Genomic DNA, 13,882 nt, shown 5'->3' with positions numbered 1-13,882 from the left:
TTCCGCTCCGTTGCAGTCCGTAGTGACTACTACTCCCACGACAGATGTACAATCCACGATGTTTACGATTCAACCTCGTGTCATCATCGCATCGTGAACTGGTCTTCGACGTGTCCTACTCGTTCTTCTTCAGGACCGCAACATAGCATGCCCCCGTGACAAATATTTGTGGTGGTATGTCTTTCTCAGATGGTTCGGCACGGAACGTTAGAAATACGTCGGTGAGTTGATCGATAGTTTTAACAAGAGATGTAAACCATGTTTTACTGTAAAGGAGTGTTTACACCGAGTGATTGACCGACTACGAATGCTGCCGTACCCTGAATTAAGCCACCAAATCAGCCTGCCGCCCTCCATCAGCGGCGCAACACAACGATAATGAGAGTGACCGAATCATGACCGATCACGCGATCATCGCGGACGGACTGACGAAACAATACGGTACCGAACATGCCGTTGATGACCTTTCCCTTTCTATCCCACAGGGAACCGTCTACGGATTCCTCGGTCCGAATGGAGCCGGGAAAACCACGACGATGCGAATGCTTGTCACACTCACCGAACCAACAGCCGGTACTGCACAGATTGCTGGCGTTCCGATTACAGATCGCCCCCGCATAACGCAGCGAATCGGTTACCTCCCAGCGGAGCCACCAGTCTTCGACGAATTAACCGCCTGGGAACAACTCCGCCACGTCGCACGCCTCCACGGTATCCCCGACGACGAGGCTGACAGACGAATTGAAACACTGCTCGATCGCTTCGGTCTGCTCGCTGACGCCGACAAACGCATCGAATCCTACTCCACTGGGATGACCAAGAAAGTCGGGATCATCGCAGCGTTGTTTCACGACCCGGATGTGGTGTTCCTCGACGAGCCGACGAGTGGCCTCGATCCCCGTGCCGCACGTACCGTTCGGGACACGATCGCTGACCTTGTCACCCGCGAGATGACGATTTTCCTGTCGACACACATCCTCCCAATTGTCGATGAGCTCGCAGACACCATCGGCGTCATCAACGACGGGACGCTCGTCGCAGAAGCCCCACCCGCGGAGCTCAAATTTCGGGCAGACGAGTCACCTGATCTCGAAACCGCCTTCTTGGAGGTCACTTCCGAACGGGACACGACGGACTCTGAACGGTCACAGGCGACCGACAGCGATGCCACCGGCTCGGAGGAGCAGCCACATGTCTGAAGAATCCTCAGATCTCTCAGAGCCGTCGTCATCAACGACAGTCAGAACCGGCAGTCATGGATCGCGCCAACACAGTTCGTTCACAGGCGTTTTCCCGTCTTCAAGTCGGAGCCGGGAGATCGCCCGAATCGAGTTACTTCGTGGCTACCGGTGGGTGAGACATCAGGACTTCTGGCTTGTCTTCACCGCCCTCATGGGTATTATGAGTGCATTCTTCCTCTTGCAAACGTTCGATGCTGCCCGATCTGTCGGTTTGGCGCTCGCTGCTGGCGAGGGACTTCCAGCGTGGCTCGTGACCGCGACGAGTGTCCTCTGGGTGTTCCTAACGATCCTGCTCGTTGGTGATGGATTCGGGAGCAACGGCAACCTCGATAATGACGGACAGTATCTCACGATTCGCCCGGCAGCCGACGTCGCCGGGGGGCTGTTGCTCGCAGCCGCCGCCAAGTTCTCGGTGTACACGATCGGACTCGGGCTTGCTGCTGGCGCAGGACTGGTCGCCGGGACTGGCTCGATTCTCCCGCTGCTGGGTATCACCGCCGCAGCGATCGGGATCCCAGCTACGGCCGCAGCGATCGGCTACCCGATCGGGTTCGCGCTCAAAGGATTCGTTCGTCGCTCGGAAAACCTCGGCCAACTTACGACCGTTCTCGGCGTCGTACTCGGCATTGCGTACGTCACACTTTCTGTCACCGGAGAGTTGTTGACTGTCGTTGAGCGACTGGAGCCAGTCTTACAGTCCCCGCCGGTCGCGTGGTTCGGACACCTCGCGTTTGTGACGACACCGAACGCCGGCGTCGATCTGACCGGCCCGCTTTTCCTGCTCGGACTCATGCCAGTCCTCGTTATTGGCGGAACGGTGCTTGCGGTTCCAGCGGCCCGATACGCGTGGCTGGCTGATACCGCTCGGACGAGTACTGGTGAGGGGACGAAACTGCCGTCCGCGCCGGATTCACGTGTCGATGCGGTACTTGCCGTTGTCTGCCGAGCGCCCGCGACACGTGGCATCGCTAGTACGACACTTCATCGAGCGGTCCGCTCGCCGTTCCAGTTCGTGTTCGTTGCGCCGCCGCTGGTGGCCGCGATCGTCTTCATTGAGGGGGCTGTGACAACCGGTTCGGTTCCCTGGTACGTGCCGTGGTTCGTCGTGTGGTATGGTGCATGGGTTGCCGGGGCCGTGTTGCCGCTGAATCCGCTGGGGAATCAGGGTTCAACACTCCCGACGCTGCTGACGGCTCCGACACGCGGCCGACATGTCGTTCACGGGAACGTCACCGCGGCAGCACTCGCCGGTGTCCCCCTGACAGCAGTGGTGGCACTCGCTGCAGGCTATCTCGCTGGCAGTTCTCCGCCTGTGTTGGGTGCGCTCGGAGTTGCGAGTGTCGTCGCAGTCACTGGAAGTGCGATAGTGGCGACCGGCATCGGGTCCGCATTCCCACGCTTTGACACGGTTAGTTTCGATGGTTCTCGACAAGCGGTGCCGCCAAGCAAACGTGCATACAGTCTCTTTTCGGTGACGTTGAGTCTGATTGTGATCGCCGTTGCGTTCGTCGCTGATGAGACTGCGCGCGCAGTTGGTGTGGTACTCCTCACGCGGTGGCTTCCCTTCGGACTCGACATCGGTGTCGAAACACTGGCAATCCTCAGTAGGGCTGTACTCGTTGGTGGTATTGTCGGAATCGCCGCCGCGTATCGGGTTGCGATTCACCGCATCGAGACCTATGAAATTTAGTGAGGGCCTGTTTGATGGAATTCTCGGCGAGCGAGCGGGTTCCTTGATTCGTCATAAAAGCCCTCTCACAGTGTTGATAATAGCAAATCCTATGATAAATAGGTCGATAAATCGGTATGCAAACGGACCGTTCACGAATAGCTACCGAACAATCAAATTTTTTATCTTTATGTGGGTAGTTTAAGCTATGGAACTCCGTGACTTGGTTGTTACTCATCTTCTGAAGGCAGTAGGCGCATCGGCCATAATATTGCTCTTCAACATCTATACTGAGGGAATGACTACTCCGATACGACTCGGCACCGAATTTCTACTCCCTATCCTTGCAATCTTTGTCGGTTTTATAGTTTTCAGTTCTGTTAAGATCGATCATCTGGCCAAATGAGTTAACCCTGATTGAGAGTGTTATAGGGACGACAGTGATGAAACCGAGACCACAGGTGAGGGACAATATCCGGATGCTGCTGTTCCGCTGGTATCCCTGATAGGCGTGGAAGACAATGAACAGCGTCAATCCGAGAGCGATAAGGGATGCAGAGAGCAGTAGCAAATAATCGGACGACGGCTGTGTTTCGGCCGTCTGGATCACGAACATCATAATCCCTCCCCACATATCAGTAAAGTGATTAGTGAGGTCGCCAGTTGCCTTCTCTGAGACCGTTATCTCAAATCCCTCAGCAGTGAGTAACGGTAAGTTCATCCAATCATGCTTCGTATAGACTATAGTGATTTTCATCAGGTTGTGGGACGCGTCGTTCAGCGAGAAGTCCGCATTCAAGTAGTCATTCTGTCCGTCGGTAGACAAGAACCACAGAAACAATACTGACCGAGAAATCACTCGTCAGGTCTTCTTTGAGACGTACCCTGAACGACTGGTTGTCGGATATGTATCTACGTAGGTAACTGGATAGAAATTTATCCGCATTCGCTGACTCAGTGAATCAGCATGCTTCTGTAGGACCTGTTGTGATTATCTGTCACTAATTGCTTATTTCAATAATATATAGTTAATAGATTATAAATTCACTCGAAAGAATGTTATTTCTGGAGACTATCTGGCGATTTTGTTCTCGTTAGCTGCCAGAAGCAGTTTTTCAAAATGGCAGTGTGAGCAGCTGAGTGGCGAATCCGATGGCTACTTTCCGGCGACGGGGTGTTCACCAATAATCTGCTTCACAAGAGCGTGTATTAGAGTCGTTATTCATCGGCTGGTTCGGCCGTTCGCTTGGCCACGAAGTTGTCTTCGGGACCCTATCTTTCACTCAGGAACATACTGATTGAAGCGGCGGACAGCGGTCTGGTACAAGAGATAGGAGCAGAGGACTCCACCGAGAAGTAGGAATCCCCCACCGGCGAGTTGCAGTTGGCCGGGATCAACTGCCTGAATACGCTCTCCAATCGTCCGGAATGTTTCAGCGGCCGTTGCTAGTAGTCCGTCAGCAGAACCGCTGAGGAGTTCAAAGAGAACAGTAGGAACAAGGCCGAAGACGCCGGCAAGGACCGCTCGGGCGGTGCGTGGTGCAACAACGAGCGCAGCTAGTAACGCACCAGGAAGGGCAGTGAGGAGTGCATGGACGGCAACTGCAGTCATTCGTGGTGGCAGTACATCTTGACTTTGGCCGACACGAATCGCGCTGAACCGAGGAAATACCATGCCGATTGCCGGGGCAACCGTGGTGGCAATACACGTGAGGTAGACGCTCAGGACGACTAATCCGAACTGTTCACCAATCGTATAGGGTGAAAGAACTCCTGCAAGACCAGTCACGAGCAGAATAATTGGGAGACTGAACACCAATCCGGGTATGATGAGGCCACGGACGTACTGTGTCCCTGACACAGCTGTGAGTGTTACCGGGAGGACGGACCCCTCGTCACCAAGCGGGTTCATTGCAAAGAGCGAACCAGCAATCCAAGGGAGGGCAACAGCGCTCAGCGGGGCAGCTATCGTGCCAATTGAGCCGGATTGTACGGCTGTATTGACAAGCGGACTTCCGATTGCGAATACGGGGATAAAGAGAAACATCAACCGGTTCGGGTCACGGCGCGTCCGCATGATCGCCCATTCTGCGACGCGGCGAACTGGTGTCGAAACAAATTGCGGAATAGTGAGCGGCGCGACAGCATCTGCAAGTGTATCACGGGTTCGTGGCCGGGTGGTTTTGTTCCCAGTAGTCTGGTCAGGGAGGGGTTGGTCACCTGCTGTCTGCGGATCCACCGGTTCAATAAACCAGAACGCGACCGTTGCGCGTTCGATGAGAAGGCCACCACTGACAAGTAGTGCTGCGCTTCCGGCGAGGACACCGACGGCTCGAATAGTCGAGCCGACAAACGGCGTTCCCACGACCGCAAGATCAGCGAGCCATCCGAGTGGGAACCACGCGAGCGCGGCTTGGCTCAGACCACCAACCTGTGGGTAGAGAAAGAGGAAGTACCCGCCCATTGCAAGCAGTGTCGCGGCCGTTCCAAGTATCGTTTTATGCCGGGCGACGAACGGCGACGTCGCAACGAGCAACGCAATCGCGTATCCCACCAACGACCCTGTGACGACAACGGTCGCAGCGAAGAGAACAGCCACGACCGGGAGCAGAAGGACACTTACGGGAGATCCCAGTAGAGCCACACTCACGCCAGTGAGTACAAGGATGGAAATGGCAGTGTGGGCGAGAAGTCGCAGCATCTCTGCGATGAGCAATCCGAAGGCAGCAGTTCGTGCTGAGACTGTCGTCAGCATCAGCGGTTCCGCGTCAATGCGTGGTCGTGCTGAAACGACACGCTGAGCGATGAGATAGACACCGAACAACCAGAACAGCGCGATCATACCGCGAGCCATATCTGGAACGGCAACCCCACTGATCTCGCGTATCGCATCGGCGAACAGGTAGACAACTGCCAGCGTGATGAGTGACGGAACTATCGTTCCGAGTGCCATCAACGCAAACCGAACTTTATCATGCCACAGTGCGCGTACAGACCGGCGGAATTCGAACACGCCGATACGCAGCGCATGTCGTGGCCAGTTTGATTCAGCCATCGGTTGCCCTCTCATCGGCGGCGGGATCAGTACTCGTCAGTTCCAAAAACACGTCTTCAAGTGTTTGTGTCTCGCCGGTTTCTGCGCGTTGTGTGAGTGTCTCTGGAGCGTCTTCAGCAACGAGTTGTCCGTCGTAGAGGATGCCGACTGTATCTGCGACTTCTTCAACGACAGGGAGAATGTGCGTTGAGAGAAACACAGTCGTTCCCGAATCAGCGAGATCCGTAATCAGTTCTCGAATCGTGCGAGCCGCGCGTGGATCCAGTCCGGACGTCGGTTCGTCTAAGAAAACGACATCTGGTTCGTGAAGGACGGCCTGGATATACGCGGTTTTCTGCCGCATCCCTTTCGAGTAATCCGCGATTCGTGTCCCGGCATCAGCCGTGAGATCGAGCTCATCAAGTAATGTATCGATGCGCTCTCGGGTCGTCTCTGCGGGTAAATCACGGAGTCCAGCGACGTATTCGAGTTGTTCGTATGCGGTGGCATGTTCGTATAGTGGTGGTTCCTCAGGGAGGTATCCGATGTGAGATCTCAGTCCGTCCCGATCTGTGATCGGAACGTCAGTGACAGATCCGGTACCACTCGTTGGTTGAGTGAGACCGGTGAGCAGTCGCATTGTCGTCGTTTTTCCTGCGCCGTTCGGCCCAAGAAACCCGTAGACGATGCCCTCTGGAATCGAGAGGTCTAAGCGATCGACTGCGAGTGTCTCACTATACCGTTTCGTCAACTCATTCGTTTCAATTCCAACCATTGGTTGTTATTTTTGAATGCTTGAGGAGTATCGTGGTTATTAGATCTGACTGCCACCACCGGAACCTCCGAAACGGTTGCCGAAGCCTCCCGTGGACGGTGGTTTGTCACCGCTAACACCACTGAAGTCCATATCGTCGAAGAACTCTGGTGCCGTACTCTCGGTCGCATAGACATCCAGTGCTGTTTTTGCGACACCGCTGAGTGCTTTGCCGATCAACAGGCCGAAGATGAACGCGGTGCCACCGATCAGAACAGTTGCTGGCAGTTGGATTGCTCCCATGCCAGCAGGCACGACAAATGTGAGGACGCCGAGAACAAGGCCGAGAAGTGCCAAGAGGAACGAGAACATGTCGATCGTGTCCATTGCTCCGAGCGACTCGCCCCATGTATCTTTGAACGTGCTTGCACTCTCTGAGAGCATTCCCCGAAGCGAGGGATTGCGGAAGACGATCACTGGAACGACGAAGTAGGTCATCACGCTCCACGCCACGGCGAAAACGCCTGCAATGATTTGCGCAACAAGATTTCCTTCCGATTCGATCATTCGGATGAAGACGCCGATGATCGCGGCGATGAGCGACCAGATTATGAGTGGCAGTTTTCGTTGCCACGCGACGGCAAGCGCTCTGCGAATTGATGGTTCCTCGCCCTCGAAGACAGTTCGTGTCGCGGCGACCAATGCCGCGGTGAAAAACGACGCGATGAACGTTTCCACGAGATAGGCAACGAACAACGCACCGTACACTACCACTCCGGGTTCCTGGAAGAACGAGTCCGTAACGTACAGACTCCCGAACAGCGTTACGAGGAACGCGATCCCCGAGAGTCCGCCGACGAGCGGGAATATCAACAGTTTTGGATGAACTCTGAGTGCGTGGCTACTTCGGCGTACCATACCGAATCCGGTTTTGAGGCGACTAAACAATCCCATAGTGAGTTGTTACCGACAGGTAGTTAGTAGGATACTCCTCACTGTCCTGATTCGTGAGTTCGTCGGCAGTGGTTGTGGTCGTCATCATAACTATTTCACTCTCAACAGAGTTGTGGAGGATCATTGGTTGTAACGTCTCTATTGACACTATAGCGGATTTATTGGGCATATCGGACATCCGGGGAATCAGGCATCTGGGTGTATACATCCCTTTTATATCCTGTGTTAAAACTGTCGATGAAGCCATTTCCCCGCTGTTCATGCCCATTACTCTCTTTCGAGTCCTGTGGTTTAATGGTCCGACTCTGGTTCGAATATGTCTTCAATACTGCAGTCGAAGTGGCCAGCCAACTTGAATGCGAGTTCCAGTGACGGGTCGTATCGGTTTCGCTCGATCGCATTGATCGTCTGACGGGTGACATCGACAGCTTCGGCGAGTTCGCCTTGGCTGAGCCCTTCATCCTCGCGCCGGTTGGTAAGGTTGTTCTGCATAGGTTAGATACGCCGTTTAGCAATTCCGAAGCACACACCGTACGACAGGAAGAGCGCGGAGAATGTGAGGATCACACCTGAGACGACACCAGTGATTTCTAGATGATTCCCAGCTTCGAGGACATATAGGGCTGGTAGAATACTTAGTCCAAGAACCATCGTGATTCCAATCAAGATACCACTGGCACGGTTGTGTAACTCCCAGTCCCGCTCATCTTGGAGTGTCGCCTCACTCCACATTGGTGCAAGAACGGCAATTCCGCCGGCAGCCCATGCCCCAAGCATGTAAACGAGAGCCCCAGCAAAGTGTTGATTGAGTACAATCCCGGCGAGTAAGCCGAGGATCGCTACCCCGCCAATTCCGTATACGAGCCCCCGATACCGTTGGCGAGTGAGTTTTGAGTTTGTGTTGGTGGCCGTCATAGCGTAACTCTCGCCAGGTGGTAAAGTATGTTTTACACTAAGTATTAAAACTGGCGATCATTCCCTTGTGAGACTATCTCTGGAGCAAATCGGCGGTTTGTGCGGCTGATCGGCCGTCAAAACACTTTATGATCGAACACTCAATTTTAAAACTAGTTCATATTATAAACCAAAGAAGAGTGGGTAGCTTACATGAAAGCAGTATCAGGCTGATTCCGTCCCTTTGGCTCTGTTGAAATCTATTTGAGCGACAACATTCAGAGGGGACATCAAATCAGCCGCCCTACAGCTACGCGTTCTCAACGGTCGGTCAGCCAAAATATTTCTTCAATTGAAACACCAAAGTGATCAGCGAGTTTCAGAGCCAATTCTAAACTCGGATTATACTTACCTGTCCCAATAGAGTTAATTGTCTGACAGGAAACACCCATCTCAATTGCTAGCTCCTCTTGCGTGAGATCGTGCTTCGCACGGTAGACCTTCAGTTCATTTTTGACTGACATCTACAACCCATAGAAGTGATAGTACGCTAATAATACGAGATAAACTACAAAACCGCAGATGAGGGTAACTGGCCACGCAAGCTCGAGTCCTCCCCATTGTGTAATTTAATCGGTGATGACTTCGGGGAGGAACATGGCGAACGCGGCATACAGTGACAGTATAAGTACCATTAACCAGAATGCGTGGCCTTGTTTAGACGAAGTAAGCCACCAAATTGTTTGCGTTGGCAATGTTCCGAACCCAGCATTCAGCAGATCTACGTAGCGGTCAAGAGGTCGCCCAATTAGACTGCATCGCGTTCGATTTTGATATGCTCGACATACGTCTCTACGACGTTCTGGATGATGACTTCTCCTGCATCGGTAGTTGCCTTCGTCGGATCGCCAAGAACACCGTTTTCGGTAATCGTCTTGAATCCCTCGCTCAGTAGCCTAGCTGCCGAGATCTCTCCTTCGGGGCCGGACTCAATGTTTTCCGTCCTGACGAGGCCTTCGTCGATGGCTAATACCATTGCCGTCTCGGCAGCTCCGGCGTGGATTACATCCTGATTGTACTCAATGCCCGCTTCGCTAAGCCCCTCGTTCAGTAATTGCATATGTTCGTCAAGATTGGCAAGTGCAATCACCGTGGCGTCGAGTTCACGGGCGATGTCAGGAACCACAGTCTTGACCGGCCCGAAGTTCCCACCGTGGGTCGGGACCAAGACGATATGCTTGAAGTCATGTTTGTCAAGGGAACGGCAATACGACCGGATCACGTCCATCAGCGTCTCGGGTGGAACAGTGATCGTGCCGGGGAACTCCATGTGATGGCCTGAACATCCGGGGCGAATTGTAGGGGCGGCGACGGCATCGCCCAGCTCTGTCGCAATGCGGCGTGCAAGCTCGTCCCCGTCCAGCGTATCCATATTCAACGGCAAATGTGGACCATGCTGTTCAATCGACCCGACGGCCACGATTGCTGTCCGTGTTCCGTTTTCGATGGCAGATTTGACCTCCGGCCATACCATCTCCTCAAGGCATACTGCTTCACCAGAAGGCATGTGTTAGCAACTATCTTGTCGGAACAAAGAACGTTGTGAATATGTGCTATCAGACCACACGGGAACTACCTACAGCCTCTATACCAACCGAACTCAAGAAGCAAGTTCGACATTTCTCACAGCCGCTTTCAGTACGAGATCACGGAATTGCCCGAACCACGTCCGTGCTCGGAGCGTGTCGCCGAATCGCTGCTTGAGTGCAAAAAATACTGCCTCAATGTTTGACCGTTGGTGATAGGTATCGCCATTTTGGCGGGCGTTGTGCGCCATATCTAGCGGGAAGAACTCTCGATGTTTGATTAATGGCCGAACGTCAATCTCCCGGAGTTCTTCTCGCAGATCGACCCAGTCATACCCTTTGTCACCGGTAATGGTCTGTAGTTGGTCGAGTTTCGTGTGAATACCTGTCGCCCGACGTGGGTATCATGCCGCTGCTTCATTGAACAGTGTATATCCAAGACAATACTGGTTTCGCAGTCTACCAACGCTGTCGTCTTGACCGATCTCAAGGTGTAGTCTGTCCGGTTTGCGTAGTGACGGCTAACCGAGTGGTGGTCGAAGCCAGTAGCACCGATAGCCTACACGTTTTCGGCATCATGAAGATCAGCAGAGAGTCGCAGGAAAGTTCGCCAGACCGCCATCTTGAGCTGCTGTTTCCGTGTGCAGACGGTCGTGAAGTCCGGTAATTCGCTCGGTTCAAGATTCAGTTTCTCTACGACCCCATGCATCTCGTGGAGAACGTCGAGGAGCCGTCGATATGGAGGGTCAGGGTATTCGCGGAGTCCATGGATCACAACGATTACCCAGTCAGCGTAGCCACCATCACCTTTCTTGACCGCTGGTGCAGGATCGCCAGACTGAGGGTGACTGACGGGAGAATTCGAATTGGCTGTTTTTGTGTCTATCTGTGTCGGAGTCGAGCACTGTCCGTTCAAGTTGCTGAGTCGCGGCAGTTCAGTGGATCGACGGGGACTCCGATCGATGAGAGTCCGAACTCACTAATCGCCGTAGTGCACCATGATCAGCGCTTAACTTAACACGACCCACTCCACGCGACCGACACGATTTCGTCGTCGATATCGTCCTTCGCCTCGACCGCGTCGCGGAGGGCGGTAATCCCGAACCCGGCTCAGTCGCGTACTGATCCACGAGTTGGTCCGTGAGCGCAATCCGCCGGCATTCTTCGGCCTCAAAGAGCTCGTCGCCGTCAAACGTGAAATGAACATCGTAGTGACGGACTCGTCTATGCCGGAGGGGATCTGAAAGCGGCGGTTACGCATCCGCCGCTGCCGACCGACGACCACCCGTCACGGTCGCTCTCCTGAGCTGGCGAGACGATTGGTTTACTGTCGTTGTATAACACGCGCTGACGGACGCTCGAAAAGAATCTGATGGGCGGGACGGCACCGACACACTACTCGTCGGCATCAGCTGACGGCGTGGTTGTCTCCCTACCACCGACTGACGGGGCTCTCGCATCGTCACCGTCTGGAGGCACGTTAGTCCCGTCGTCGGGTTCGAGACCTGGAACCGTGACCGTAACGTTCCCGTTCGTTCCCATGGCAGTTGCGCCGGCGACGAACGACTGGTTGCCGCCGAACACGACGACAGTCTCCGGAGCCACGCGAGCATGTCGAAGGTGCGTACCGGTTCGGTTCTCCAGCGTCGGCTCCAGATCCGAAAGGGCTGCGTCAAATTCGTCGGCCTCGCCCGGCGCGTCCCAGCGCACTGTCCACGCGAGCGAGACGTTCCCGGTTCCGCCCTCGAACGTGGCGACGCGAGCATTGCCCCACCCAGTCGCGGCGGCGTCGACGCGCCCAGGGGACAGCCCCTCGGCCAGCCAGGTCCGAAGCGACAATTCCCCGGTCGGAAAGCCGACCAACGCGGGCGACTCCCGGTGGTTGAAGGCCTTCGACTCGTCGACAGTCACCGACAACGGCGCGACCGGTTCGGCCGCCGGCGTCATGCCGTGGACGAGTTGTTCGGTCGTGTTCGGTGCTGTCTTCAAGGCCATGGAGAGCGCCGACGGCCCGTCGATTCGCTGACCGAAGTATTGTCCGCCGTAGTAGTAGTCGCCGTTGACGAGCTTTCGCATCCCCCGCGTCTGCTCGTAGACGCACTTGCGAAACTCAACCGGTCGATTGCCGCTCCAACGCACGTCGTGACGCTGGGCATAGGTGTCGGCGACAAACACGGCGCTCCCCTCGCTCATTGCCTGGCTGATGTGCAGGTTGTCGACGGCCGTCGCGTTCTGGAATCCCTCGACACGGTTCTGGAGGGTGTGAGCGTACTCGTGGGCCAGAACGAGTTCGACCGTCGACGCCGAGAGATTCTCGCCCGTCACCGGATTGACTGGCGAGATTGTCACCGCTCCATCGGTGGCATAGGCGCTGGTAATGGCGCCACACGCCTGGACCGACCGCGTCGTGTTAGCGAACCCGAGTGCCTGCCGGACTGGCGACGGCGATAGGCCAACCGAACTCGATCGGTTCATGCGCTCAACCCTAACGTCGGGTGCCGACGCATTCGTGTCCATCAGTCGCTCGACACGCTGGTAGATCTGCGTAGCGTCGACGGATAGAGACCCGTTGACGGTCACCTGTCTGCTCTCGCCAATTCCATCGTCGTGGGGCGTTTTTCCTGCTGGCGTCGACGATTCCGTGCTGGGATCGTCAGTAGTCGGGTCGCCAGTCGGGGTTGACGGCCCAGATGGGGCGGAACAGCCAGCGAGTACCACCGCGACTGCTAGGACGACAACTGCGATTGGAGGGCGACGGACCATAACAAACCTGAGTCAGATCTGGCCGCCACCCGAGTCACCCAACCGATCCCCGAGAGTCCGCGCGGATTCCGAGTTCTCACCGGCAATCTCACTGAAATTCATGTCGTCGAAGTACTCCGGCGCGGTGCTTTCGGTCGCGTAGACGTACAGCGCGGTCTTGGCGACGCCGCTGAGAGCTTTCCCGATCAGAAGCCCGAAGACAAAGGCAGAGCCACCGATCAGCACGGTCGCCAGCAGCTGGATGCCCGTGCCGCCGGTCAGGACGAACGTGAGGATGCCGAGCCCAAGGCCGACGAGTGCCAGAAGGAGCGAGAAGATATCGATCGTTGCCATCGCGCCAACTGACTCCCCCCACGTGTCTTTGAACGTGGTTGCACTCTCTTTCAGCATCTCCGTGGCCGAGGGGTCGCGGAAAACGATGACGGGGACGACGAAGTAGGTCATCACGCTCCACGCGGCCGCGAAGATGGCCGCGGCGATTTGGGCCCCGATTCCCTCTTCGGACTGGATGAGTCGGATGATAACGCCGACGGTTGCGGCTACGAGCGACCAGATCACCAGCGGAAGTTTTCGCTGCCACGCGGTGCCTAGCGCCTTACGGATCGACGGCTCCTCACCATGGAAGACGGTGCGCGTCGCCGAGACGAGCGCCGCCGTGAAGAACGACGCGACGAACGTTTCGACGAAGTAGGCGACGAACAATGCACCGTATAGTATCATCCCGGGCTCCTGGACGGACTCCGTGAGGTACAGACTTCCGAATAGCGTTGCGATGAACGCGATACCGGAGAGTCCGCCGATGAGCGGGAACACCAATAGTTTTGGATGGGATCTGAGCACGCGGCCGCTCCGGCGTGCCATGCCGAACCCAATTTTGAGACGACTGAATACTCCCATTGTACAACAGCATTCCGAGCGGATGATATTAATGGCTTTGATCATACTATATCCATACACCAGGAACCTGTATTTCCTGTAGACGGCAGT

Annotated in this window: 12 protein-coding genes and 2 pseudogenes; 2 read left to right on the top strand and 12 right to left on the bottom strand. The window is 55.4% G+C overall.

What is annotated here, in order from left to right; genetic code table 11:
* Positions 1-395: 395 nt before the first annotated feature.
* Positions 396-1,199 (top strand): ABC transporter ATP-binding protein, encoded by an 804-nt coding sequence (locus BM348_RS06350; protein ID WP_092903025.1) that lies wholly within the window; start codon positions 396-398, stop codon positions 1,197-1,199.
* Entirely contained in the window at positions 1,192-2,931 is a 1,740-nt protein-coding gene (locus BM348_RS06345; protein WP_245779405.1) for a hypothetical protein, read from the top strand. Before BM348_RS06350 ends, BM348_RS06345 begins: the two co-directional genes overlap by 8 nt.
* Positions 2,932-3,241: 310 nt before the next feature.
* On the opposite strand, the gene BM348_RS21190 is transcribed toward BM348_RS06345, so the two are convergent.
* The 12 genes and pseudogenes from BM348_RS21190 to BM348_RS06280 form a co-directional block, all read right to left on the bottom strand.
* Positions 3,242-3,736 (bottom strand): hypothetical protein, encoded by a 495-nt coding sequence (locus BM348_RS21190; protein ID WP_175507118.1) that lies wholly within the window; start codon positions 3,734-3,736, stop codon positions 3,242-3,244.
* A 453-nt stretch (positions 3,737-4,189) separates the two neighbouring features.
* A complete protein-coding gene (locus tag BM348_RS06335; RefSeq protein ID WP_245779404.1) occupies positions 4,190-5,863 on the bottom strand; it encodes a hypothetical protein in 1,674 nt (557 codons plus the stop codon).
* Between the two features lie 94 nt (positions 5,864-5,957).
* Positions 5,958-6,719, bottom strand: coding sequence for an ABC transporter ATP-binding protein (locus tag BM348_RS06330; RefSeq protein WP_092903020.1), 762 nt, complete (start codon positions 6,717-6,719; stop codon positions 5,958-5,960).
* A 39-nt stretch (positions 6,720-6,758) separates the two neighbouring features.
* Positions 6,759-7,616 (bottom strand): DUF6159 family protein, encoded by an 858-nt coding sequence (locus BM348_RS06325; RefSeq protein WP_092903018.1) that lies wholly within the window; start codon positions 7,614-7,616, stop codon positions 6,759-6,761.
* 327 nt (positions 7,617-7,943) lie between these two features.
* Positions 7,944-8,144 (bottom strand): helix-turn-helix transcriptional regulator, encoded by a 201-nt coding sequence (locus tag BM348_RS06315; protein WP_092903013.1) that lies wholly within the window; start codon positions 8,142-8,144, stop codon positions 7,944-7,946.
* 3 nt (positions 8,145-8,147) lie between these two features.
* A complete protein-coding gene (locus tag BM348_RS06310) occupies positions 8,148-8,567 on the bottom strand; it encodes a DUF2178 domain-containing protein (protein ID WP_092903011.1) in 420 nt (139 codons plus the stop codon).
* A gap of 299 nt (positions 8,568-8,866) precedes the next feature.
* Positions 8,867-9,070, bottom strand: a complete 204-nt coding sequence (locus BM348_RS06305; protein ID WP_092903009.1) for a helix-turn-helix transcriptional regulator — start codon at positions 9,068-9,070, stop codon at positions 8,867-8,869.
* A 284-nt stretch (positions 9,071-9,354) separates the two neighbouring features.
* A complete protein-coding gene (locus BM348_RS06300) occupies positions 9,355-10,113 on the bottom strand; it encodes a creatininase family protein (RefSeq protein ID WP_092903007.1) in 759 nt (252 codons plus the stop codon).
* A 93-nt stretch (positions 10,114-10,206) separates the two neighbouring features.
* Positions 10,207-11,018: pseudogene (locus BM348_RS06295) on the bottom strand (IS5 family transposase).
* Positions 11,019-11,149: 131 nt separating this feature from the next.
* Positions 11,150-11,352, bottom strand: a pseudogene (locus tag BM348_RS22400) (hypothetical protein); the annotation flags it as partial.
* Between the two features lie 175 nt (positions 11,353-11,527).
* Complete coding sequence (locus BM348_RS06285; RefSeq protein ID WP_139231151.1) at positions 11,528-12,481, bottom strand: hypothetical protein; 954 nt, start codon at positions 12,479-12,481, stop codon at positions 11,528-11,530.
* Between the two features lie 426 nt (positions 12,482-12,907).
* Positions 12,908-13,756 carry a DUF6159 family protein gene (locus BM348_RS06280; protein ID WP_245779403.1) on the bottom strand — a complete coding sequence of 283 codons (849 nt, stop codon included), beginning with the start codon at positions 13,754-13,756 and terminating at the stop codon, positions 12,908-12,910.
* Between the last annotated feature and the right edge of the window lie 126 nt (positions 13,757-13,882).

The sequence above is a fragment of the Halostagnicola kamekurae genome (genome assembly GCF_900116205.1).
GTDB lineage: Archaea > Halobacteriota > Halobacteria > Halobacteriales > Natrialbaceae > Halostagnicola > Halostagnicola kamekurae.
This window is presented reverse-complemented; position numbering and strand designations above follow the sequence as displayed.